General features: G+C 66.9%; 20 protein-coding genes. 10 read left to right on the forward strand and 10 right to left on the reverse strand.

Going from position 1 to position 24529, the window contains the following annotated elements:
* Positions 1 to 8: 8 nt before the first annotated feature.
* Genes EV665_RS25695 through EV665_RS25715 form a run of 5 tightly spaced genes read right to left on the reverse strand, consistent with a single transcriptional unit; the run spans position 9 to position 5275 of the window.
* Complete coding sequence (locus tag EV665_RS25695) at positions 9 to 1391, reverse strand: aminotransferase (RefSeq protein WP_133036245.1); 1383 nt, start codon at positions 1389 to 1391, stop codon at positions 9 to 11.
* 42 nt (positions 1392 to 1433) lie between these two features.
* On the reverse strand, positions 1434 to 2246 hold the full coding sequence (locus EV665_RS25700) for an ABC transporter permease (RefSeq protein ID WP_245507830.1): 813 nt from the start codon (positions 2244 to 2246) through the stop codon (positions 1434 to 1436).
* A complete protein-coding gene (locus EV665_RS25705) occupies positions 2243 to 3145 on the reverse strand; it encodes an ABC transporter permease (protein WP_245507831.1) in 903 nt (300 codons plus the stop codon). Before EV665_RS25705 ends, EV665_RS25700 begins: the two co-directional genes overlap by 4 nt.
* Entirely contained in the window at positions 3142 to 4209 is a 1068-nt protein-coding gene (locus EV665_RS25710; RefSeq protein ID WP_133036246.1) for an ABC transporter ATP-binding protein, read from the reverse strand. The genes EV665_RS25705 and EV665_RS25710 overlap by 4 nt, the downstream gene beginning before the upstream one ends.
* Before the next feature lie 22 nt (positions 4210 to 4231).
* The gene (locus tag EV665_RS25715) at positions 4232 to 5275 is read right to left on the reverse strand and encodes an ABC transporter substrate-binding protein (protein WP_162853162.1); all 1044 of its coding nucleotides are present in this window, start codon (positions 5273 to 5275) and stop codon (positions 4232 to 4234) included.
* Positions 5276 to 5452: 177 nt separating this feature from the next.
* Here EV665_RS25715 and EV665_RS25720 point away from each other — a divergent pair, with 177 nt between their 5' ends.
* The 9 genes from EV665_RS25720 to EV665_RS25760 all read left to right on the forward strand — a co-directional run bounded on the left by EV665_RS25720 (position 5453) and on the right by EV665_RS25760 (position 15381).
* Complete coding sequence (locus tag EV665_RS25720) at positions 5453 to 6019, forward strand: MarR family winged helix-turn-helix transcriptional regulator (protein WP_133036248.1); 567 nt, start codon at positions 5453 to 5455, stop codon at positions 6017 to 6019.
* Between the two features lie 79 nt (positions 6020 to 6098).
* Positions 6099 to 7025, forward strand: coding sequence for a hydroxymethylglutaryl-CoA lyase (locus tag EV665_RS25725; protein WP_133036249.1), 927 nt, complete (start codon positions 6099 to 6101; stop codon positions 7023 to 7025).
* A gap of 8 nt (positions 7026 to 7033) precedes the next feature.
* Complete coding sequence (locus EV665_RS25730) at positions 7034 to 7780, forward strand: enoyl-CoA hydratase/isomerase family protein (protein ID WP_133036250.1); 747 nt, start codon at positions 7034 to 7036, stop codon at positions 7778 to 7780.
* Complete coding sequence (locus EV665_RS25735) at positions 7780 to 8967, forward strand: CaiB/BaiF CoA transferase family protein (protein ID WP_210234677.1); 1188 nt, start codon at positions 7780 to 7782, stop codon at positions 8965 to 8967. Before EV665_RS25730 ends, EV665_RS25735 begins: the two co-directional genes overlap by 1 nt.
* Positions 8967 to 9746 carry an enoyl-CoA hydratase/isomerase family protein gene (locus tag EV665_RS25740; protein ID WP_133036251.1) on the forward strand — a complete coding sequence of 260 codons (780 nt, stop codon included), beginning with the start codon at positions 8967 to 8969 and terminating at the stop codon, positions 9744 to 9746. Before EV665_RS25735 ends, EV665_RS25740 begins: the two co-directional genes overlap by 1 nt.
* Complete coding sequence (locus EV665_RS25745) at positions 9736 to 11358, forward strand: class I adenylate-forming enzyme family protein (protein ID WP_133036252.1); 1623 nt, start codon at positions 9736 to 9738, stop codon at positions 11356 to 11358. The genes EV665_RS25740 and EV665_RS25745 overlap by 11 nt, the downstream gene beginning before the upstream one ends.
* A 22-nt stretch (positions 11359 to 11380) precedes the next feature.
* Positions 11381 to 12370 (forward strand): NAD(P)H-dependent flavin oxidoreductase, encoded by a 990-nt coding sequence (locus EV665_RS25750; RefSeq protein ID WP_133036253.1) that lies wholly within the window; start codon positions 11381 to 11383, stop codon positions 12368 to 12370.
* On the forward strand, positions 12360 to 13790 hold the full coding sequence (locus EV665_RS25755; protein WP_133036254.1) for an NAD-dependent succinate-semialdehyde dehydrogenase: 1431 nt from the start codon (positions 12360 to 12362) through the stop codon (positions 13788 to 13790). The genes EV665_RS25750 and EV665_RS25755 overlap by 11 nt, the downstream gene beginning before the upstream one ends.
* Positions 13791 to 13797: 7 nt before the next feature.
* Positions 13798 to 15381, forward strand: coding sequence for a GMC family oxidoreductase (locus EV665_RS25760; protein WP_133036255.1), 1584 nt, complete (start codon positions 13798 to 13800; stop codon positions 15379 to 15381).
* A 33-nt stretch (positions 15382 to 15414) separates the two neighbouring features.
* On the opposite strand, the gene EV665_RS25765 is transcribed toward EV665_RS25760, so the two are convergent.
* From EV665_RS25765 to EV665_RS25785, 5 genes are all read right to left on the reverse strand, one after another.
* Positions 15415 to 16527 carry an ABC transporter permease gene (locus EV665_RS25765; protein WP_133036256.1) on the reverse strand — a complete coding sequence of 371 codons (1113 nt, stop codon included), beginning with the start codon at positions 16525 to 16527 and terminating at the stop codon, positions 15415 to 15417.
* Positions 16527 to 19259 carry a ribosome-associated ATPase/putative transporter RbbA gene (gene rbbA / locus EV665_RS25770; RefSeq protein ID WP_133036257.1) on the reverse strand — a complete coding sequence of 911 codons (2733 nt, stop codon included), beginning with the start codon at positions 19257 to 19259 and terminating at the stop codon, positions 16527 to 16529. Before rbbA ends, EV665_RS25765 begins: the two co-directional genes overlap by 1 nt.
* Complete coding sequence (locus tag EV665_RS25775) at positions 19256 to 20326, reverse strand: HlyD family secretion protein (protein ID WP_133036258.1); 1071 nt, start codon at positions 20324 to 20326, stop codon at positions 19256 to 19258. Before EV665_RS25775 ends, rbbA begins: the two co-directional genes overlap by 4 nt.
* A gap of 195 nt (positions 20327 to 20521) precedes the next feature.
* On the reverse strand, positions 20522 to 22387 hold the full coding sequence (gene ftsH / locus EV665_RS25780) for an ATP-dependent zinc metalloprotease FtsH (protein ID WP_133036259.1): 1866 nt from the start codon (positions 22385 to 22387) through the stop codon (positions 20522 to 20524).
* Between the two features lie 252 nt (positions 22388 to 22639).
* Complete coding sequence (locus tag EV665_RS25785; RefSeq protein ID WP_133036260.1) at positions 22640 to 23539, reverse strand: AraC family transcriptional regulator; 900 nt, start codon at positions 23537 to 23539, stop codon at positions 22640 to 22642.
* Positions 23540 to 23633: 94 nt separating this feature from the next.
* On the opposite strand from EV665_RS25785, the gene EV665_RS25790 reads away from it, so the two are divergent.
* Positions 23634 to 24410, forward strand: coding sequence for an SDR family oxidoreductase (locus EV665_RS25790; RefSeq protein WP_133036261.1), 777 nt, complete (start codon positions 23634 to 23636; stop codon positions 24408 to 24410).
* Positions 24411 to 24529: the final 119 nt, after the last annotated feature.

Here is a 24529-nt window from a genome sequence, read left to right on the forward strand (position 1 = left end):
GCCTCCCCTCATTCGCCGAGCCGGCCGCCGCCGGCAAGGTAGGCATCGAGAGACCTGTCGAGAGCGTCGCGGAACCGCGAGACGACCGCGTCGATCTGCTCCGGCGTGCTGATGAGCGGCGGCGCGAAGGCGATCGCCGTGCCGAGCGAACGGCAGACCAGCCCGTTCTCGAAGGCGCGGTTCTGGATGCCGATGCCGAACTGCATGTCGGCGGGGAAGGCTTCGCGCGTCCGTTTGTCGCGGACGATCTCGACGCCCCACATCAGGCCGACGCCGCGCACCTCGCCGACGAGCGGATGCTCGGCAAGCGGCAACATGCCCTCGGCCATGCGCTCCCCGAGCGCCGCGACACCGTCGATGATGCCGTCCTCCTCGTAGATCCTCAGCGCCTCGACACCGACGGCGCACGCAACGGGATGCGCGCCGTAGGTGTAACCATGGCCGAAGACGCCGATCTTCTCGCTTTGCGCCTTCATGCCGGCATAAAGCCGCTCGGAAAGCAGCACCGCCGAGAGCGGCATATAGGCGGCGGTCAGCGCCTTGGCGCAGGTGATCATGTCCGGCTCCAGCCCGAAGGTCTGGCTTCCCCACCAGGCGCCGGTGCGCCCGAAGCCGGTGATGACCTCATCGGCCACGAGCAGGACGTCGTGCTTCTTCAGAACCTTCTGGATCTTCTCGAAATAGGTTTTCGGCGGAATGACGACGCCGCCCGTCCCCATGGCCGGCTCGGCGAAGAAGGCCGCAACCGTGTCCGGCCCCTCCGCCACGATCAGCGCATCCAACTCCTCCGCAAGACGCGTGGAAAAGTCCTCCTCCGTCTCCCCCGGCCGGCCCTCGCGATAGAAATGCGGGCATGTGACATGCAGGAAGCCCGGCAGCGGCAGGTTGAACTCCCGGTGCAGGTGCGGCAGGCCGGTGATGCTGGCCGAACCGATCGAGGTTCCGTGATAGCCGCGGTTGCGCGCAATGATCTTCTTCTTTTCCGGCTTGCCCTGGGCATGGAAATAGTACCAGGCGAGCTTGACGGCGGTGTCGTTCGCCTCCGAGCCGGAGCTCTGGAAGAGCACCTTGGACATCGGCACCGGCGCAATCTTCAGGAGGCGCTCCGAAAGCTCGATCGCCGGCTCCGTCGCGCGGTGGGCGAAGTTCTGGTAGTAGGGCAAGGTATTGAGCTGGCGCGTCGCCGCATCGACCAGCCGCTTCTCGCTCATGCCGAGCGCCGCGCACCAGAGGCCGGACATGCCCTCGATATATTGCTTGCCGTCGTCGTCATAGACATAGGCGCCCTCGCCGCGGGCCATGATCGTCGGTCCGACGGTCTCGTGGGCGGCAAGATTGGTCTGCGGGTGGATCTGGGACGCGATGTCGCGCATGCGCAGCGAGTTGTACATGGTTTCCTCCTGAAATGAGATGCGGGGCGTATCGGACGGCCGTCACGCGTCCTTGCGCTTCACGAACTGGGCGGCGATCAGGACGACGATCGACAGGGCCACCAGCATGGACGAGATGGCGGCGACGGTCGGATCGACCTGGTCGCGGATGTTGGCGAACATGCGCTTGGTCAGCGTGGAATTCGCGCCGCTCGACACGAACAGCGAGACGACGACCTCGTCGAAGGACGTGACGAAGGCGAACAGCATGCCGGAGAAGACCGAGATGCGGATCTGCGGCAGCGTGACGGTGAGAAAGGCCGTCACGGGCGAGGCCCCGAGGCTGCGGGCGGCGCGTTCGAGGTTGGGGTCGAAACTCTTCAGCCCGTTGCCGACGGCGATCATGACGAAGGGGATGGCGAGCGTGGTATGCGCCAGGACGAGGCCGGTAATGGTGTTGTTGAGCCCGAAGCGGGCGTAGACGAAGAACACGCCAATGGCGACGAAGATCAGCGGGATCATCATCGGCAGCATCAAGAGGCCCCGGGTAATCGGCGTGAAGACACTGGTCGCCTTGTAGAGCCCGTAGGAGGCCAGCATGCCGAGCACGGTGGCCAGCACCGTCGTGAGGCCCGCGACCTTGAGCGAGACCACCGCGGACTGGATCCATTCCGTCGAGGTGAAGAAGGCTTCGTACCAGCGCAGGCTGAGGCTGCGCGGCGGAAACTCGAGATACTGCGAGTCCGAGAACGACATGGGGATGACGAGGATGCAGGGAATGACCAGGAAGGCCATGACGAGCGCAACCGTCGCATAGAGCCAGAGGCGCTGGCCGTGCGTGACCTGGGTGGAGGTGGCGGGCGTGTTCAGCATCATGGTTTCCCCGCGGAAAAGCTCAGGGCGTCGGTCAGCCTGCGCACGCCCCACAGAACGACGGCCGTCACCACCAGCAGCGCCACGCTGAGGGCGCTTGCCGCGCCCCAGTTGGAGAATTTCGAGACGGCATCGGCGATCTGCGTGGACCACATGGCGACACGGCCGCCGCCGAGAAGGGCCGGCGTCAGGTAGAAACCGAGGCAAAGCACGAAGGTCAGCGCGATGCCCGAGGCAAGGCCGGGCATCGACAACGGCAGGAAGACCTGTCGGAACGCCTGGCTCGGCGAGGCGCCGCAATTGGCCGCCGCGCGCAAAAGCACCGGGTCGATCGCCTTCATGGACGCATAGAGCGGCAGGATCAGGAAGGGCAGCATGACATGCACCATGCCGATGATCGTGCCCGTCAGATTGTGCACCAGCGCAAGCGGTTCGCCGATCACGCCCATCGAAAGCAGCCAGTCGTTGATGACGCCGTTGCGCTGCAGCAGGACCAGCCAGGCATAGGTGCGCACCAGCACCGACGTCCAGAACGGCAGGATGACGAACACCAGGAGGATCTGTGCGGCACGCGCGGAAAGCTGCGACAGGAGATAGGCGACCGGATAGCCGAAGACCACGCACAGCGCCGTCACCAGGCCGGCGACCTTGAAAGTGGTGAGGAAGCTGCCGACATAGGCGGGCCGCAGCAGCCGGGCATAGTTCTGGGCCGAGAGATTGCCGGCGGCGTCGAACAGCGACAGCCAGGCAAGCCAGGCGAAGGGGATGAGAAGAATGCAGGCGACGAGGACCAGCGCCGGCAGGGCAAGCCCGCTGAGAATGCGCCGTTCCCGGCGCCTGGCGCTCTTGAGCATGGCGCGGTTGAGCGGCATGCCCGGGGCTTCATCCATGGCGAGCGTCATGGCGCGGCGCTCCCGATGACGAGGCTCGCTTCCGCCGGCAGCCACAGGGCAAGGGTATCGCCAGGCTGCGGCAAGGGTTGCCGTTCCGCCCCGGAATGGCGGATGGCGACCTCATGCCCGCCGGGCAGCGAGACGGAAACCTGGTTGCAGTCCCCCCGATAGACGACATCGAGCACCCTGCCCTCGATGCGGTTGTCGCTGCTGGCATCGCCCTGCCAGCGCAGCCGCTCCGGGCGGACCATGAGCCAGGTCTCCCCCGTCGACGAGACGGCTCTCGTATCGGCGAGCCGGAGCGGCCGTCCATCGAGGACATAGGACTGATCGCGGCGCTCGACGGGCAGGAAGCGGGTCTCGCCCATGAAGCCGGCGACGAACTTGCAGTTCGGGCGGTCATAAACCGTCGCGGGCACGTCGAGCTGGACGATCCTTCCCTTGTCGAGAACCGCGATGCGGTCCGACATGGTCAGGGCCTCCTGCTGGTCGTGCGTGACATAGATCGTCGTCATGCCGAGCTGCTTGTGCAGCCGCTTGAGCTCGATCTGCATGTGCTCGCGCAGGTTCTTGTCGAGTGCGGAGAGCGGCTCGTCCATCAGCAGCAGGCGCGGTTCGAAGACGAAGGCACGCGCCAGCGCCACACGCTGGCGCTGGCCGCCCGACAGCGCGGTGATGCGCCGGTCGGCAAGGTGCTGCATGTGCACGATCTCCAGCGCGTCCATCACCCGCCTGCGGATGGAGGGCTTGTCCACCTTCCGCAGCTTCAGCGGATAGGCGACGTTCGAGAAGACGTCCATGTGAGGGAACAACGCATAGTTCTGGAACACCATGCCGAGGTCGCGCTTGTGCGGCGGACGCGTGATGAACTCGACGTCATCGACCAGCAAGCTGCCGAGATCGGGCCGCTCGAAGCCGGCGATGACGTTGAGAAGCGTGGTCTTTCCCGAGCCGGAAGGACCGAGAAGCGTCAGGAACTCCCCCGCCTTGATATCCAGGGAAACGCCGTCGAGCGCCCTGAAGCTGCCATAGGCCTTGTGGACCTCGCGAAGGTTGACTCTGCCCGAGCGCATCCTGTCCTCCCGGCTCGTTCGATCAGTTCGACATCAGCAAGCTGTAGTCCTCACGAACCAGCTCGTTGTTGTCGCGCCACCAGTTGGCGTCGAGGAAGGTCTGCTTCTTGACGTTTTCCGGCGACATGTTGGATTGCGCCAGCACCTCCGGCGAAAACGCCTTCACCTCGAAGGCCAGGCTGTTGGTCGGGCCATAATAGGGCATCATTTCCGGAATGCGCGCCTGAACTTCGGGCGACACGACGCCGGCGATGAACTTCTGGGCGCTCGCCGCGTGCGGCGCGCCCTTGAGGATCGCCAGGCAGCCGTAGCCGAGGATCGCATCCTGGTAGGTGAACTTGACGGGCGCCCCGTCCGTGATCACCGACGCCACGCGGCTGCCCCAGATCGCCATCATGTCGACCTCGCCATCCTTGAGGAGCTGGGCGGATTGCGCCCCGGACGACCACCAGACGCCGACATTGGCCTTGATCTTCTCGAGGGCCGCGAGCGCCCGCTCGGTGTCGAGCGGATAGAGGCTGTCCTTGTCGACGCCGTCGGCGATGAGCGCGATCTCCATCATTTCCTGCGGATAGGTGCTGAGCGCGCGACGGCCGGGAAAGGCCTCCACGTTCCAGAAATCCTGCCAGCTTGCCGGCGCCTTGTCCTTGTAGACATCGGTGCGCCAGGCCAGAACGACGGAATAGGTGTTCGTCGCGATCCAGTGCTCGCCGTATCCGCGCGCGTCAAAACCCTTCGTGCTGATCGTACCGTAGTCGAGCGGCTCGAAAAGCCCTTCCTTGCCGCCGACCGCGCATTCGTCCGCGCCGAGATGCACGACATCCCAGGTCGGGGAGCCGGACTGGACCTGCACCCGCACGGCAGCGAGCCCGTCATGGGTTTCCTCGCGCAATTCGACGCCTGCGGCATCGGCCGCGGGCTGCCAGATCGTCTTGCGCAGGTCTGTCTGAAGGTTGCCGCCGAAGCCGGCGACGGTGAGGACGTCCTGCGCCACAGCGACGCCGGCGAAGGAGAGCACGCCCGCTGTCGCGGCGATGGTCAAGAATGCGCGATTACACGATGCCATTACCAAGTTCCTCCTCTGGTGATGCCCGGCCGGAGCCATCCTCCACGGCCCGAATGCATGATCGACATTCCGTTCCCTGCGTGCCAATCTGGTTGATGAAATGAACTATATTGTTCACCTTGTCAACTAAATTTCTGCGCATAAAATCGCTGGGCGGGAACCGTAAGGAGCAACCATTTGAATAAGAAAGTCGAAAACATGACGGACCGCTCCGACGGCAGTTTCTTTCGCGGACACCTGGCACCCCAGAAGAGCGAACCGGACATACGGGACCTGTTCTCCTTCGAACTGCAGCGACTGGCCGGGCTTTCCACCCGCATCGCAGCCCTTTCGATCCGGCCGAAATACGGCATCACCGCACGCGAATGGCGCGCGCTCGCCGTCCTCAAATATCTCGGCGAAGTGCCGCTCCAGGAACTGGCAAAACACAGCGGACTGCTGAAAAGCCAGATGAGCCGGACGGTTTCGTCGATGATCGAGCGCGGCTACATCCTGAAGACCGCCAATCCCGAGGACGGACGCAGCATCCTGCTCAAGCTCAGCCCGGAAGGGCTGGACCTGTCGCAGGCGATCCTGGCCGACGCCTTCGAGCGCAACGAAAACATGCTCTCGACACTCAGCCACGCCGAACGGCAGATCCTGATCGAACTCCTGCAGCGGGTGGGACGCAACAGCGCGCACTATTTCCACGACCTGAAAACCAGGGCGTCCCAGGAGGATCTGCGCGAACTGGACGAGGAGTGAACATGCATCGCCAGAATTATAGTTGACAATATGAACTAAATTTCGCATCACTACCTCCAAGGAAACCGGGAGGATCGAGATGTCGGAGGCGCTGACAATCTGCGAGTGCTTTGCAAGGGACGGCTTGCAGCACGAAACGACGGACCTTTCCACGCAAACCAAGATCGCCCTGATCGACGCCATTTCCGAAGCCGGCTTCCCGCGCGTGGAAGCGACGAGCTACAGCAGCCCCCGCCATGTGCCGGTTTTCGCCGATGCCAGCTACGTGCTGGCCGGCATCCGCCGCCGACCGGGCACGGCCTACAAGGCGACCTGCCCCAACCTTCATGCCGTCAAGCGGGCAATCGAGGATCGCGAAGCCGGCCATGGACCGGAGGAGATAAGCCTGCTGGTGTCGGCGACACAGGCGCACACCGAGAAGAACCTGCGCACGACGCGCGAGCAGCAATGGCGCAACATCGCCGAGATGGTCGCGCTGGCGGATGGCCGGTTCCGCCTGATCGGCGTGATCTCCATGGCGCTCGGCTGCCCCTTCGAAGGCCGGGTCGACCCGGCATCCGTCATCGGCGACCTGAAGGCCTTCTCCGACCTCGGCGTGCGCCACGTCTCCATCTGCGACACGACCGGCCACGGCACGCCCGGCAGCGTGCGCCGCCTCTTTGCCCGCGCCATGGCCGAGGTGCCCGACGTCACGCCCATCGCCCATTTCCACGACACGCGCGGCACCGGCATCGCCAATTGCATGGCCGCCTATGAGGCCGGCTGCCGCTGGTTCGACAGCGCCATCGGCGGCGTCGGCGGCCATCCCGCCCAGATCCGCTATGGCGGCGGCTATACCGGCAATGTGGCGACGGAAGATCTCGTCAACCTCTTCGAGGCCGAGGGCATTGCGACCGGCATCGACATCGACAGGCTCCAGGCCGCCTCGCTGCAATGCGAGCGGGCGCTTGGGCGCGAGTTGCAGAGCAAGGTGGCGCGGACCGGTTTCGGCCATCTGGCAGCGTAGGATTTCTCATGACACAGACTGACGCTTCACCCATCCTCATCAGCGAAGACCGTGGCCCGGTCCGCATCCTCTCGCTCAACCGGCCCGGCAAGCTGAATGCCCTCGACACGGCCCTGACGCAGGCGCTGCATGACGCGCTGCTGGCCGCGGACGCCGACAAGGCCGTGCGGGCGGTCGTGCTGACGGGGACGGGACGGGCCTTTTGCGCGGGAGCGGATCTGGCGGAGTTCTCCACCCTGACGCCGGCCAACCAGGAGCTCGTGGAAAAGCGCGCCGACCTCACCTGCCGGACCCAGGCGATGATGCAGCGCCTTTCCAAACCGGTCGTTTCGGCCGTGCGCGGCGCGGCCGTCGGCGGCGGCGCCGGACTGGCGATCGGTTGCGACATGATGGTGGCCGGCACCGACCTGAAATTCGGCTATCCCGAACTGAAGCATTCCATCGTGCCGGCATTGGTGATGACCGGCCTGCAACGCTCGCTCGGCCGCAAGGCGGCCTTCGAGATGGTCAGCCTCGGCCGCCTCATCGGGGCCGAGGAGGCACGCGCCCTCGGCCTCGTCAACCGGATCGTCGCGCCGGAGGCCGTCGTCGAGGCGGCCCTTGATATCGCCGGGCAATGGGCGGCCGCGCATCCGAAGGCGATGGCCGCCGTCAAGTCGCTGTACTATCGCGTCGCCGACCTCCCCTATGACGAGGCGATGGCGGCCGGGCGCACCGTCAACGCGCAGATGCGCAGCTTCCGGGAGGAGTGCTGATGAAGCCGCTGGAAGGCATTCGCATCCTCGATTTTTCCCGCGTGCTCGCCGGTCCCATGGCGACGCAGATCCTCGCCGAGCTCGGCGCGGAGGTGACGAAGGTCGAGCGGCCGGGCACGGGCGATGAATCCCGCCTGTTCGAGCCCCGGCTGCCCCGCGGCGAAAGCGCCTATTTCTTCGCGTTCAACCGCGCCAAGCGCTCCATGACGCTGAACCTGAAATCGCCGGAAGGACAGGAGATCGCCGCCAGGCTGGCGGAGACGCACGACGTCGTTGTGGAGAACTTCCTGCCCGGCGAGATGGACCGCTTCAATCTCGGCTACGACGCGCTCTCCCGCCGCAATCCCGGCCTCGTCTATGTCTCCAATACCGGCTTCGGGCAGACCGGGCCCTATCGCCTGCGCAATGGCTATGACACGATCTTCCAGGCGCTCTCCGGCATCATGCATCTCACCGGCCATCCCGACGCGCCGCCCGCCAAGGCCGGCATTCCGGTCTCGGACATGACCTCGGGCCTGTGGATCGCGATCGCGATCCTGACGGGGCTGGTCGGGCGCGGGCGCAGCGGCCGGGGATGCCATGTCGACCTGTCGATGATGGATGTCCAGACGAGCCTCCTGGCACTTGCCGCCGCCCGCCTCTTCGCGCTGGACGAGGATATCGGCCGCTCGGGAACGGAACATCCGGGCCGTGTTCCCTCCGCGGCGTTCCAGTGCGCCGACGGAACATGGCTGCATATCAGCGGCAGCGACCAGCACTGGGACGATATCTGCGAGGTCCTCGGCCTCGACGAACTTGCCGCCGACGCAGCCTTGAAGAAGAATATCGCCCGCGTCGACGCCCGCGAACGGGTGATGGCGGGCATGCGGCAGGCGATCGCGCTGCGCGAACGCGCAACGCTCGCCGAGGCGCTGCGAGACCGCGGCGTGCCGGCCGGCGAGGTGAACACGGTCCGCGAGATCCTGAGCGATCCCCACAGCGAGGCCCGCGGCGTGGTCGGCACGTTCGACCACCCGGAGGAGGGCACCGTCCGCGCCTTGCGCACGCCGCTGCGCTTTGCGGGTTACGAGGATCCCGCCATCGGTTGCCCGCCGCCGCTCGGTGCTAACACGGCGGCGCTGCTTGCCGGGGAACTCGGCATGCCGGCCGAGACCATAGACCGGCTGAGGAATGAGGGAGTGATCTGATGAGCAAAGCGAAACCCCCGGTTCTCCTGCGGCGTGAGGAAGGCGTCGCCCATGTGGTCCTGGACCGCACGGAAGCGCGCAACGCCCTCAACCTGCCGATGTGCCTTGTCCTGAAGGAGATTTTCGAGGCGCTCGATGCCGATGCCGACATCCGCGCCGTCGTGCTTTCGGCGAACGGTCCCGTCTTCTGCGCCGGAGCGGACCTGAAGGAGCGCAACGGCCGGGACGAGGCCTGGGTGATCGCCCGGCGGCGCGCCTCCTTCGCCGCCTACGACGCCATTGCCCGCTGCCGCAAGCCGGTGGTCGCGGCAACGCAAGGCCCCGTGGTCGGCTCCGGCGGCGAGATCCTGATGAGCTGCGACTTCGTCATCGCATCGGACAGGACGACCTTCCGCTTCCCCGAGCCGCAATGGGGCACGGTCGGCGCAACGCAGCGCCTGCAACGCACGATCGGCAAGATGCGGGCCAAGGAGCTCCTGTTCACCGGCCGCACCATGCCGGTCGAGGAGGCCTACCAGCTCGGTCTCGTCGCCCGTATCGTGCCGGCGGAGGCCCTGGCCGAAACCATCGCCAGCATCGCCGAGGCGATCGCCGCCGCGCCGCCCCTCGCCATGGCGCTGACCAAGCAGGCGGTGGATCTCGGCAGCGAAACCGACCTCAACAACGGCATTCGCGTCGAAATGGCCGCGATCGAGCGGTGCCTGGCGGACGGCGGCTGGCGCGATGGCCTGAACCGCTTCGCAAACAGCGTCGGAGGCAAGGAAAATCATGATCTCTGACCATGCCGCCCCCTTCGACATAGACGCGCTCTGCGCAACGACGATCTCCGCCGCACTGGCACGGGCCGCAACGCTTGCCGGCGACGTCGAGGCCGTCGTGGCGACAGACGGGCGGCTGACCTATGCCGCGCTCGCCGCCGAGGTCGCACGCATCCGCGACGGACTTGCGGCACAGGGCGTGAAGAAGGGCGAGCACATCGGCCTTTGCCTCGGCAATTCCACGCGCTGGGTGGCGATCTTTCTGGCGATCGGCTCGCTCGGCGCGGTGACCGTGCCGATCAACACCCGCTTCGTCGCCGCCGAGATGGCCTATGCGCTTTCCCAGTCGAAAGTCTCGCGCCTCATCCTGTGCGACCGGTTCCTCAAGATCGATTTCATCGGCCTGCTGCGGCAGATCGACCCCGCGCTCACCGACCGGCTGCCCGCCCCCGCCCTTCCCGATCTCAGGCAACTGATCGTCATCGGGGACAACGTGCCGCCCGCGGCCCTCGCCTGGGAGGCCTTGCTCGCAAGCGGCACCGAGCCCGCGCAGGCACAGGGCGAGGCCAACGACCCGCTGCTCATCCAGTATACGTCCGGCACCACATCCTTTCCGAAAGGCGTTCTCCTGACCCAGCGCAGCATGCTGGGCAACGCCTTCGTCTCCGGTCATCGCATGGGCCTTCGCGTCGGCGACCGGTTCCATAGCGCCCGGCCGTTCTTCCACGTCGCAGGCACGACGCTCTCCATCCTCTCCTGCCTCCAGCACATGGCGACGCTCGTCTCCATGGACCGGTTCGAGCCGGGCGAGGCGCTGCGCCTGATGGAGGCCGAGCGCTGCACGCATTTCTCCGGCAACGACACGATGGCGCTGATGCTGCTCAGCCATCCCGAGCGCCCGGAGCGACGCCTCGTCCTGCGCGGCGCCTGGCTCGCCGCCTCGCCGACCATCGTCGCCCGCGTCATCGACGAGCTCGGCGCGGGCGAATGCGTTGTCGGCTACGGGCTTTCGGAAGCCGCGCCCAACGTCGCGCAATCCTCCTGGTGGGAGCCGGAGGCCGTCCGAATATCCGCCGCCATGCGGCCGCAACCGGGCATCGACATCCGCATCCTGAAGGAAGACGGCGAGGATGCCGCCTGCGGCGAACCGGGGGAAATCCTCGTGCGCGGCTGGAGCGTCATGCGGGAATATTTCGACAAGCCCGCCGAAACGCGGGCCGCGCTCTCGGCCGACGGCTGGCTGTCCACCGGCGACCTCGGCGCACTGGACGAGAACGGCAGGCTGAGCTTCCTCGGCCGCGCCAAGGAAATCGTGCGCGTCGGCGGCGAGAACGTCTCGCCGGCCGATGTGGAGAATGTCCTGCATCGCCATGCGGCGATCCGCCAGGCGGCGGTGGTCGGCGTGCCGGACGAGCGCCTCGTCGAGGTGACCGGCGCCTTCGTCATCCTGAAGGAGGGCGCCAGGGCCGAACCGGCGGAAATCATGGACTGGGCGAAGGCCAACATGGCCGGCTTCAAGGTGCCGCGCCATGTCTGGATCGTCGAGAGCTTCGAAGCGATCGGCATGACGGCAAGCGCCAAGATCCAGAAGAAGCAGCTTGCCGAACACGCCCGCAAGCTGATCGGAGCGTGACCCCATGTGGATAGAACCCCCCATGCGGATCGAAACCGATGTGACGCGGCTTCTCGGCATCGACCTTCCGATCATCCAGGCCGGCATGTCGTGGGCATCGTCCAACGCGGCCCTGCCGCTTGCCGTGTCGGCTGCCGGCGGTCTCGGCGTGATCGCCGCAGGTCCCATGTATGCGCACGACCTCGCCGCGGCGATCGATGCGGTGCGGGCGGGCACGGACAGGCCGTTCGCCGTCAACCTGCCGCTCTATCGCAAGGGCGCCGACGAGATCATGGACCTCCTCGTCGAAAAGCGGGTGCCCGTGCTCATCGCCTCCCAGGGCGGACCGAAGCGCTACCTCGAGCGCTTCAAGGCCATCGGCACCGTCTGCCTGCACGTGGTCGCCGGTGCGGAGCATGCGGCCAAGGCGGCGGCGGCCGGTGTCGACGGCCTGATCGCCGTCGGCGGGGAAGCCGGCGGCCATCCTCCGCCGGACCTCGTCTCCACGCTCGTTCTCGGCCGTGCGATCGCAAGGGCCGTGCCCGGCATGCCGCTCATCCTCAGCGGCGGCTTTGCCGATGGATACGGCCTTGCCGCCGCCCTGGCGCTGGGGGCCGGCGCGGCGCAGTTTGGCACGCGCTTCATGTTGTCCTGCGAGGCGCGTCTGCACGCCGCCTACAGCCGGCGCCTGCTGTCCGCCTCCGTCACCGACACGATGGTGGTCGGCCACGGCCTCGGCATGATCCGCATCCTGCGCAACGACTTTGGCGAACGGATGGGGGCGGCGGAAGCGGAAGGACGGCAATTGGAGGAGCGCAAGGCGCTTTTCGCCGCCGCTTCGCTCAAGGCCGCGGCCTTCGACGGCGATGTCGAGAACGGCAAGGTCGAGGCCGGCCAGAGCGCAGGCCTCGTCGACGACATCCTACCGGCGGCGGATATCGTCGCCGCCATCGCGCGGGACTATGCGGCGGCGCTTTCCGCCCTGCCCCGCCCCATGACACGCTCTCATGAAGGACTGAGCCATGCTGGATAAACCGCTTCTCATCAACGGCGAATGGCGCGCGCCCGCCGGCAACCGGTCGGCCGGCGTTCACAATCCGGCAACCGGCGAGGTGATCGCGCAACTGGCCTTGTGCGAACACGCCGATCTCGACGCGGCGCTGGAAGCGGCGCAGCAGGGTTTCGAAACCTGGCGCAGGACCACCGCCCTCGAACGCGCGAAGATCCTGCACAAGGCGGCCGCCCTTGTGCGAGAGCGCGCCGAAACCATGGCGCAGCTCATGTCCCGGGAGCAGGGAAAGCCGATCGCCGAGGCGCGCGGCGAGGCGAATGCCGCCGCCGAGCACATCGAATGGCATGCCGAGGAGGGCCGGCGCGCCTATGGCCGCATCATCCCCGCGCGCGTGCCCGGCGCCCGCCAGGTCGTCCTGCGCGAGCCCGTAGGCCCGGTCGCCGCGTTCACCCCCTGGAACTTCCCGATCAACCAGCTCGTGCGCAAGGTCTCCGCCGCGCTCGCCAGCGGGTGCTCGATCATCGCCAAGCCGCCGGAGGAGGCGCCGTCCGCCTGTATCGCGCTTGCCCGCGCGTTCCAGGATGCCGGCCTGCCGCCGGGCGTGCTCGGCATCGTCTTCGGCCCGGCCGCCGAGGTTTCCGAGCACCTCATCGCCTCGCCGGTCGTCCGCAAGATCTCGTTCACCGGCTCCGTTCCGGTCGGCAAGAAGCTCGGGGCGATGGCCGCCGCCGGGGTCAAGCGCGCGACGATGGAGCTCGGCGGCCATGCGCCCTACATCGTCGCGAAGGACGCCGATGTCGAGGCCGCCGTCAAGCTCGGCCTGATGCTGAAATACCGCAATGCCGGCCAGGTCTGCGCCGCGCCCACTCGCTTCTACATCGAGGAAGACGTCTACGACGCGTTCCGGTCGGGCTTCGTGGCCGGCGCGCGCGCCATCAAGGTCGGCGACGGCCTGTCGGACGGCGTGCAGATGGGGCCGCTCACGCACGCCCGGCGGCTCGATGCGATGGCGCGCTTCGTGGACGACGCCGTCTCACATGGCGCCCGGCTGGAATGCGGCGGCAAACGCATCGGCAACAGCGGCTATTTCTTCGAGCCGACGGTGCTCGGCGACGTGCCGGAAGACGCAGCGATCATGAATGACGAGCCGTTCGGCCCGCTCGCGGCGCTCGTGCCCGTCTCCGATATCGACGAGGCGATCCGGCGGTCCAACCGCCTGCCCTTCGGCCTCGCCGCCTTCGGCTTCACCCGCTCGCTCGCCACGGCCGACCGGTTTTCGACCGAGCTTGAAGCCGGCATGGTCTCGATCAACCATTTCGGCCTCGCGGCCGCGGAAACGCCGTTCGGCGGCCTCAAGGAGAGCGGCTACGGCAGCGAGGGCGGCAGCGAAACGCTCGATGCCTACCTGACGACGAAGTTCGTCAGCCATATCGGCCTGTGAGCGCCTGATGAAAAGCTACGACTACATCATCGCCGGCGGCGGCTCGTCCGGCTGCGTTCTCGCAAACCGGCTCGTGACGGCAGGCAAGAGCGTCCTGCTTCTCGAAGCGGGGCCTGCCGACAACACGCCCTATATCCACATCCCCGCCACCTTCGTGAAGGTTCTCGGCACCCGGCGGACTTTTATGTACGCCACCGAGCCGGAACCAGGCGCCAACAACCGGGTCCTGCTCGTGCCGCAAGGCAGGACGCTCGGCGGCGGCTCGTCCGTCAACGCGATGATCTACATCCGCGGCCAGGCCGAGGACTATGACACCTGGCGCGACCTCGGCTGCGAGGGTTGGGGATACGAGGACGTGCTGCCGGTCTTCCGCCGTTCGGAGGACAACGAGGTTCTCGCCGACGACTATCACGGCACCGGCGGTCCCCTGAAGGTCTCCGAGCCCCGCTTCCGCCACCCGATCAGCGCGGCCTTCGTGCGGGCCGCGCAGCAGGTCGGCCTTGCCTATTCACACGATTTCAACGGCGTCCGGCAGGACGGCGTCGGCTTCTACCAGACGACGACGACCAATGCCCGGCGCGGCTCCACGGCGGTGACCTACCTGAAGACGGTGCGCCGCTCCCCTCTCCTGGACATCAGCACGGAGAGCATCGCGACGAAGATCATCCTGGAGAACGGCGCGGCGGCCGGCCTTGCCTATCGTCGGCGGGACGGCAGCATTTATGAAGCAAGGGCGAAAGAGGAGGTCATCCTTTGCGCCGGGGCGCTCGCCACGCCGAAAATCCTGATGTTGTCCGGCATCGGCCCGGGCGAGATGCTCGCGCAGCATGGCATCCCGGTCGTCCGCGAGCTTCCCGGTGTCGGCGAGAATTTCCAGGACCACATCGCCGTCTCCGTCTACGGCATCACCGATCGGCCGATCTCGCTGAAGGACCAGGACAAGGGCCTGAAGGCCATCGCAAACGGGCTTCGTTATCTGTTCGGGCGGTCCGGCCTCTTGTCGTCGAATGTCGTGGAAAGCGGCGGCTTCATCGACACGAGCGGCGGCGGGCGGCCCGACATCCAGATCCACGTCACGCCCACTCTTGTGGGCGATGCCACCCGCGGCCAGATGGAGGGCCACGGCGTCTCGATCAATCCCTGCATCCTGCGCCCCGTCTCGCGCGGCAAGGTTTCGCTGCGCAGCAACCGGGTGGAGGATCCGATCCATTTCGTCGGCAACAACCTGGTCGCCCGGGAAGACGTCGACACCCTGGTGCGCGGCATCAGGCTCTCGCGCGAGATTCTCGCCGCTCCCGCCATGAAGGCCCTCGGCTTCCGGGAACTGGCCCCCGGGGACGACAAGTCGTCCGATGCGGACTTCGAGGCGCATGCGCGGGCCAATGCCAAGACCGTCTACCACCCGGCCGGCACCTGCAGGATGGGCCGGGACCGGCTGTCGGTCGTCGACAACCGGCTGCGGGTGCAGGGTATCCCGCGCCTGCGCATCGCCGACGCCTCGATCATGCCCACCCTCGTGAGCGGCAACACGAACGCGCCCTGCATCATGATCGCGGAACGGTGCTCCGACTTCCTGCTGGGCCAGCAATGACCTGTGCTTGCATACCCATTTGAACTGTTGATGTTATCTGAGGAAATTCCGGAAATGGTTTAGTGAGAAGACGAACAGCGCCGCGCCGATAAGGAACATGGCGGCCAGTTGCGGCCACACCACATCGAACCCGGCACCACGGAACAGCACGGCCTGCGCCAGCATCACGAAATGCGTGTTGGGCGCGGCGAGCATGATGAACTGGATGATATCAGGCATGCTTTCGCGCGGGGTGACGCCGCCCGACAGCAGTTGCAGCGGCATCAGCACCATCATCAGCAGGAGCCCGAATTGCGGCATCGAGCCGGCAATGGTGGCGAGGAAGATGCCGAGGCAGGTCATGGCGAAGATGTCGAGCGCGGCGCCGGCAAGGAACAGGAGCAGCGAACCGTTGACCGGCACGGCGAGCAGTCCCTCCACGACGAAGACGAGGCAGAAGGCCGACGCCGCCAGCACGATGAGGCCCATCGACCAGACCTTGCTCACCATGATCTCGAAGGCCGTCACCGGCATCACCAGGAGGTGCTCGATGGTGCCGTGCTCGCGCTCGCGGATGAGCGCGGCGCCGGTGAGGACGATCGACAGCATGGTGATCGAGGTGATGACGTCGCTGATCGCGCCGAACCATCCCTTGTTCAATTCCGGATTGAACCGGGCGCGCAGGTCGAGGGTGACGGGCAGGACGGCCTCGGACCGATGGCCGGCGAGGAATTCGCTGATCTCGCCCGATACGATCGACTGCACGTAGCCCCCGCCGGTGAAGGCCTGCGACATGCGTGTCGCGTCTATGTTGAGCTGGAGGGCCGGCGCGCGGCCGGCGAGGAGATCGCGCTGGAAGTTCGGCGGGATGTCGAGCGCGAACGTGTCGAGGCCGGCATTCATGCGGCTGTCCATCTCCTGCTGGGAAATGAGCGCCGGGGCGAGGAAATAGGGCGGATAGAAGGCGCCGGCGATGCGCGTCGACACGGCCGATCGGTCCTCGTCGACGATGGCGATCGGCGCCCGGTTGAGCGTTTCCGGCATCGCCTTCGACGCCGTGTAGATCGCGGCCGTGAAGGCGTAGACGATCAGCACCAGAAGCATCGGATCGCGCAACAGGCCGCGCAGTTCCTTGATGCCGAGATGGAGGACGTTCGCCGCCCGCATCAGCGTGCCTGCTTTCTGAGGAACGCCGCGCCGAGGCCGATGAGGACCGGAATGGCGATCAGCAGCGGCACGAAGGCGCCCGACAGCTCCGCAAAACCGAGCGCCTTGGAGAAGGTGCCGCGCGCGATGGTGACGAAATAGGTCGTCGGGTAGATATGGCCGATGAAGGCCCCGAAGCCCTGGAGCGAGGAGACGGGATCGATGAGGCCGGAATATTGCGCGGCCGGGATCATGGTGACGAGCGCGGTGCCGAAGATCGCCGCGATCTGGCTGTTCAGGAAGGTGGAAAGGACGAGCCCCATGGCGGTTGCCACGATGACATAGAGGAACGCCGCTGCCGCAAGGGTCGCGAAGCTGCCGGTGAAGGGCACGGCGAACACGACGACGGCGAAGGCCGCCAGCAGCAGGAAATTCAGCATCGCCACGGCCACATAGGGGATCTGCTTGCCGATGAGGAATTCCAGCCGCGTCACCGGCGTGACGTAGAAATTGACGATCGAGCCCAGTTCCTTCTCGCGCACCACGCTCAGCACCGCCAGCATGGACGGGATCATCAACAGCAGCATCGGGATGACGGCCGGCGCCATGGCATCGAGGCTGCGCACATCCGGATTGTAGCGATAGCGGACCTCGAACCGGAAATCGCCTTGCGCGGCATCCTTGCCGTAGATCTCGCGCGCCTTCTGCGCCAGCCAGGTCATGTGCATGCCTTCGACATAGCCGCGAACGGTCTCGGCCCGCGCCGGCATCGCGCCGTCGATCCAGGCGCCGATGGCGACGGTGCGGCCGCGCGCCAGGTCACGCCCGAAGCCCGGCGGGATTTCCAGCGCAAGACTGATCTCGCCGCTTTCCATGCGCCGGTCCATGTCGGCATAGCCGGTGAGCGGCGGCCTTTCGGTGAAGAAGCGCGAGCCCGACAGCTGGAGCCCGTAATCCCGGCTGATGGCGGTGTCGTCGTGGTCGAGGATGGCGAAGGACAGGTTCTCGACATCCATGTTGATGCCGTAGCCGATCACGAACATCAGGATCAGGCTGCCGATCGTGGCGAGCGTCGCCCGGATCGGGTCGCGCACGAGTTCGAGCGTTTCGCGCCGCGTATAGGCGAACATGCGGCGGACGTCGAAAAGGCGGGACCGGGCGCGCGGGGTTTCGTCGCGCGAGGGCGGTGCCGCCGGTGCGGAGACGGTGACCGCCTGTGCCGCCGTGGCGTCCTCCAGATAGCCGACGAAGGCCGCCTCCAGCGTATCAGCGGAGCGACTGGCGACGATGGCCGCCGGGGTATCGCTGACGAGAACCTTCCCGGCATGCATCAGCGAAATGCGGTCGCAGCGCTCGGCCTCGTTCATGAAATGGGTCGACACGAAGATCGTGACGCCCTGGCGCCGCGACAGGTCGGCGAGGATGCGCCAGAAGCCGTCGCGCGCGACGGGATCGACGCCGGACGTGGGCTCGTCGAGGATCAGGATATCGGGCGCATGGATGGTCGCGACCGCCAGCGACAGCCGCTGGCGGATGCCGAGCGGCAGGGCGCCGGGCAGCGCGTCCATGTGGCCGGCAAGCTCGAATTGTCCGGCCGTCTCCCCGACCCGCGCCGGGATCGTTTCCGCGGGAAGGCCGAAAAGGCGGGCGTGCAGTTCGAGATTTTGGCGGACCGTGAGTTCCGAATAGAGGGAGAAGCCCTGCGACATGTAGCCGACGCGCCGCCGGATCGTGAGGTCGCGCGGATCGATATCCCGGCCGAACAGTCTCGCCCGGCCGCCGCTCGCCTCCAGAAGGCCGGTCAGCATCTTCATGGTGGTCGTCTTGCCGCAGCCGTTCGAGCCGAGGAAGCCGAAAATCTCGCCGCGCGCGATGCGGAAGCTCACATCGTCGACGGCCGTGAAATCGCCGAACCGCATGCTCAGGTGCTCCGCCTCGATGGCGGTCTCCTCGCCGCCGCCGGCCGGGCGCGGCGGGATGACGACCTTCCGATAGCCGTCGCGCTTTGCGGCGGGCAGGAGGGCGATGAAGGCGGCGTCGAGGTCGGTGGTGCCCGTGCGCCGGAGAAGCTCGGCCGGCGGGCCGCAGGCGAGGATCCGCCCGCCATCCATGGCCACCAGCCAGTCGAAGCGCGCCGCCTCCTCCATATAGGCGGTGGCGACGATCACGCTCATGCCCTCGCGGCTCAAGCGGATCCGTTCGATCAACTGCCAGAACTGCCGGCGCGCCAGCGGATCAACGCCGGTCGTCGGCTCGTCGAGGATCAGGAGGTCCGGGTCGTGGATCAGGGCGCAGCAGAGGCCGAGCTTCTGCTTCATGCCGCCCGAGAGTTTTCCGGCGGGGCGCTCCGCGAAAGGGGCGAGCCCGGTATCGTCCAGAAGCTCGGCGATGCGGCGCTCCCGCTCCTGCCGGCCGTGACCGAAAAGCCGGCCGAAGAAGTCGATATTGTCGAACACGGAAAGGGTCGGATAGAGGTTGCGCCCGAGACCCTGCGGCATGTAGGCGATGCGCGGATAGACGCCGTGCCGGTGCGCGGCGCGCGCCATGTCGCCACCGAGAACCTCGATGCGGCCCTGCTGGATCGCCCGCGCGCCCGCAATCAACGAGAGCAGGCTGGACTTGCCCACGCCGTCCGGCCCGATCAGGCCCACCATGCAGCCGGCCGGAATGTCCAGCGTCACGGCGTCGAGCGCCCGCGTCCTGCCGTAGGAAAGGCCGACATTCTCCAGCCGGGCCACCGGGGACCCGCTCATTGCAGCAGGCTTTTCTGGAGGGCGGCGGGCCATTCGGCCTCGGGGTCGATGCGGATATAGGCGACGCCGGGAAGCCCGGTCTTCACCTGCTGGATGTATTTGCGCAGCAGCTCCGGCGCGATCTTCGCCTTGATCCGGAACATCAGCTTCTGGCGCTCCTCCTCGGTCTCGACCGTCTTCGGCGTGAACTGCGCCACATCCGCGACGAAGGTCGCCCGGGCCGGGATGACATATTGCGGCGCGGCGTCGAGGACGAGCCGGACCTCCGTGCCGATCGCGACGCGGCCGGCCTCCGCCGTCGGCAGGAAGAACGTCATGGAGACATCGCCGAGATCGACGAGGTTGAGCACCCGGCCGCCGCTGCCCAGCACCTCGCCCGGCTGGGCGACGCGATACTGCACGCGCCCGTCGCGCGGCGCGCGCAGCGTCCCGTCGTCGATTTCCGTGTCGATGGCCTCGATCGCCGCGCGCGCCGCATCGACGGCGGCTTCCGCATCCACGACCAGCGCCTTCGCCGCGTTGATCGCCGCATCGCTTGCCGCAAGCTGCGCCTCGGCGGCGGCGACCGCGGCGGCGGCGCTGCGCTCGGCCGCGCGGCCGTTGTCGAGGATCTGCTGCGAGATCGTGCTGCTGGCGGCAAGCTGTTCCGAGCGCGCCAGCGTGCGCTGCGCCACGTCGTGCTCGGCCTCGCGCTGCGTCACCACGGCGGCGGCGGCCGTCCTTTCGGCCTCCCGCTGGACGATCAGCGTCCTGGCGGTGTCCACGCCGATCGACGCGCGCTGCAACTGCGCCTCCGCCTGCCGGCGCCGGGCCTGCATCTCCGACATATCCATGCGGGCAAGGACGTCGCCCGCCTTCACCAGATCGCCTTCGTCGACGAGGATGTCCCTGATCCGCCCCGGCGACTTCGCCGAGATATCGATCTCGACGGCCTCGATGCGCCCGTTGCCGCGCGCCAGGCCTTGCGGCAACGCGCCGTTGCGGGATTGCTGCCAGGCATAATATCCACCGGCGGCAAGGACCGCGAGCAGGATGGCGCCGAGCCGGAAGCCGCCGCCGGCCTTCATGGCGAGACCGGACGGTTCGCGGCCCGCAACGCCGGGTTCCCGTCGCCGCTGCTCTCTCGTGATGCTGTCATGGCTCCTTGCTCCGCTATCCTGCGATCCTTCCGAAATCAAAACCAGAACCCGGCCGCGGCGGCCTTGATCCGCGTCAATGCAGCGGGAGATCAAGGGGCGTTTCGCATGGCGGGATCGCGCAGGTCAGGAACGCGATGAAGAAATCCCTGCGCGATCCGTGGCCGGCGGATTGACCCGTCGTTGCGACGTCTCTTCCCGGCGCCGGAGCGGCGGGAAATCGTCCGGCGTGATGGTCTCGCGCTCAAGCAACAGGCGGGCGCCGGCCTTGAGGTCGTCGATGCGGGAGCGCAGGAGATCCCTTGCCGCCGCGTCGGCCTCGTCGAGAATCTCGCGCACCGCAAGATCGACTTCCCGTGCGGTCGCTTCGGAATAGTCCCGGGGATGGAGGCGGGCGCCGTCGCCCAGCCATTGCTGCTTTTCCTCCTCCAGCACGGCCGGGCCGACGGAAGCGCTCATGCCGAAGCGGGTGACGCTCTGGCGGGCGACATCGGTCGCCTTGGCGAGATCGTCGGCAGCGCCCGTCGAGACCTCGCCGTAGATGACCTCCTCGGCCGCGCGCCCGGCCAGCAGCACGATCATCCGCTCCTTCAATTCGCTGGCAGTGATCAGGAAACGGTCGTCGGTCGGCCGCTGCAAGGTGTAGCCGAGCGCGCCGATCGAGCGCGGAATGATCGAGACCTTGTGGACGGGATCGGTCTTCGCCAGCGACGCGGCGGCGAGCGCGTGGCCCATTTCGTGATAGGCGACGCGTTCCCGCTCCAGCGGGCCGAGCAACCGGCCCCGCCGCTCGGCGCCGGCGACGATGCGCTCCACCGCTTCGGTAAAATCCGCCATGGTCACCTGATCGGCATTGCGGCGGGTGGCAAAGATCGCCGCCTCGTTGACGAGATTGGCAAGGTCAGCGCCGGTGAAGCCGGGGGTGATCCCGGCAATGTCGCCGATATCCAGTCCCGGCGCAGTCCTCACCGCCTTCATGTGAACCTTGAGGATGGCTTCGCGCCCCTTGCGGTCGGGCCGGTCGAGCACGACCTGGCGGTCGAAGCGGCCGGCGCGGGTGAGCGCGGGATCGAGTATTTCCGGCCGGTTGGTCGCCGCCAGCAGAACGATGCCGACGCGCGGATCGAAACCGTCGAGTTCGGAAAGCAGCTGGTTGAGCGTCTGCTCCTTCTCGTCGCCGCCGCCATAGCCGCTGAACGGCGTGCGCGCCCGGCCGAGCGCATCGAGTTCGTCGATGAAGATGATGCAGGGAGCCGCCTTGCGCGCCTGCTCGAAGAGATCGCGCACCCGGGCGGCCCCGACGCCGACGAACATCTCGACGAACTCGGACCCGGAGATCGAGAAGAACGGCACGCCGGCCTCGCCCGCCACCGCGCGCGCCATCAGGGTCTTGCCGGTCCCCGGCGGGCCGACCAGCAGGATGCCCTTCGGAATCCGAGCGCCGAGACGCCCGTATTTCTCCTTGTCCTTCAGGAAGGACACGATCTCCATCAGTTCGAGCTTGGCCTCGTCGACCCCGGCGACGTCCTCGAAGCTCACCCCGGTCTCCCGTTCGAGATAGACCTTCGCCTTGGACTTGCCGATGTTGATGAGGCCGCCCATGCCCTGCCGCTCGGCGAAACCGCGGAACAGGAACATCCAGATGCCGAAGAAGAGCAGCATCGGCACAATCCAGGAAAGGATCGTGGCGAGCCAATTGCTGTCGGTGCCGCCTGTCACCTGGACTCCCGCCCTTTCGAAGGCGGCGGCCGCATCCGGCTCGACGCGGGCGGAAACGAACAGGCTCCGGCCGTCCTGCGGTTCCTTGAACCGGCCCTGGATCGTCGTCTCGGTGATCGTAACCGACGCCACCTTGCCCTGGTCCACCATCCGCATCAGCTCGGTATGGGAAAGCGGGGCGACGTCGCGCCAGGCCAGCCACATCTGGAACGCGCCGAACAGAACGAGCGCCAGAAGGAAGTAACCGATGTTGAACGTGTGTTTCCGGTCCATGTCCGTCCCCAAGGGCCCAAAATCGCCTGCCCTGCTTTCTTTCACGTCCCGACGGCCGTATCCTTGACGTCAATCAAACGGGCTCCTCCGACGACGCCCATTCGTGCCGATGGGAAACCATGCCGGCGTGCGATCTGCCAACGCTGCACGGGCGCTTCCTGCAAGCGATCCTTTCACGCCGTTTCGAGAACGGGGCGGGCTACGCACTGGCGCTCGTCGCGGTCGCGGCGGTGTTCGTTCTGTTCATTCCCCTCATCCTTGAACGACCCCGCGTGCGTAGAGCGCGGGCGGGATTCCAACGCGCCGGGCAAAGGCCGTGCTGAACGCGCTGGCCGATCCATAGCCAACGCGCTCAGCCGCCTCTGCGACCGTGATATTGCCCCGGCGCAAAAGACCCTTGGCAAGCGACATGCGCCAGCCGAAGACATACTCCATCGGCGCGACCCCGACTTCGCGCCGGAACCGCTCGAAGAAGGTGGTGCGCGACAGGGCTGCCTCGCGCGCCAGCGCATCCACCGTCCAGCCCTCTGCCGGCCGGTCGTGGATGCACCGCAGCGCGATGGCAAGGCGCTCGTCGCAAAGGCCGCGCAGGAGCCCGGAGGGCGCCGCCGGGCCTGAAGCCGATCGCAGGGCCTCGATCAGGAGAACTTCCAGGAGCCGCGTCAGGACGGCCTCGCGGCCGGGACGCTCGGCACGCATCTCGTCGTTCACGAACGTCACCAGAGCGGCCAGCCGCTGCTCGCCGCGCACATGCATGAGCTGCGGCAGAAGCGAAACGAGAAGATCGGCATCGTCCGACGCGAAGCTGCAGTGCCCAACCAGCATGCGCAAGTCGAGCGGGGCGTCTGCGGGTCCGAGGCGGAACACGCCCGGGCTTATCTCGACCCGTGCCGTCTCCGCTTGTGTGGAGGGCTCCAGACTGGACGTGACGAAGTCGTAGGCAGCCGGCACGAGCACGAAGTCGCCGCCTTCGAGCATGACGGGCGCCTGGCCGGCGCATTCAAGGCGGCAGCGTCCGCTCAGGACCGCACAATAGAAGGGCCGGCCTTCGTCCGTGCGATGCACGCGCCACGCACCGCCTGCGACGATGAGCTTCGACAGATCGGCCTTGGGTTGCAGAAGACCGACGACTTGGCTGAGAGGATCCGACATTTCCGTACGATCGCAAACATCTTCTGTATTTCTCCTTATAGATCATCCGGCTTCTCACGCCTACCCTCCTGCCATACCCAACAGGAGATCCCCCATGAGCACCATCCTCATCACCGGCTGTTCGTCCGGCTTCGGCCTGGAGACGGCGCGTTTCTTTCTCGACCGGAACTGGACGGTCATCGCCACGATGCGCACGCCGCGCGAAGGCATTCTGCCGCCGTCCGACCGGCTGCGCGTTCTGCCGCTCGACGTGACGGATGTCGGCAGCATCGCACGCTCCGTTGAAGCCGCGGGTCCGATCGATGTCCTCGTCAACAATGCGGGTGTCGGCCTCATGAATGCGCTGGAGGGCGTGTCGATCGAAAAGATCCGCGAGCTGTTCGAGACCAATACGATCGGCACCATTGCCATGACGCAAGCCGTTCTCCCGCAGTTCCGCGCGCGAGGCGCCGGTACGATCGTCAACGTGACGTCCAGTGTCACCCTGCGGGCACTGCCGCTCCTGTCCGCCTACACGGCAAGCAAAGCTGCGGTGAATGCCTTCACGGAATCGCTGGCGCTGGAATTGGAGCCGCTCGGTATCTCCCTGCGCCTCGTTCTGCCGGGGGCTTCGCCCGAAACCGCGTTCGGTGCGAACGCCCGCGCCCGCATGGGAATGGACGTGCCCGAAGCCTATGCCGGCATCATGGCGGAGATCGTGGCCAACCGGCAGCGCGCGACCGAATTCACGCGCGCCATCGACGTCGCCGAGGCGGTCTGGCGGGCGGCAACCGATCCCGCCTGCCCCATGCGCCTGCCGGCTGGAGCGGATGCCTTGGCCTGGTCGAAGGCCCTAGCCCTTGTTACGCAGCGACCTCCGGCTCCTGCATGACGGGCTGGCTTGTTGAAGCCCGCGCCGGCCGCATCCATGGCATCGCCGACCATCAGCCGCTGGGCCTCCCGGCCCCCACGCAACTGGCTGGCCGCGGCGTCACCCCCGCATGCGCGGGG

It is taken from the genome of Shinella granuli, assembly GCF_004341885.1.
GTDB lineage: Bacteria > Pseudomonadota > Alphaproteobacteria > Rhizobiales > Rhizobiaceae > Shinella > Shinella granuli.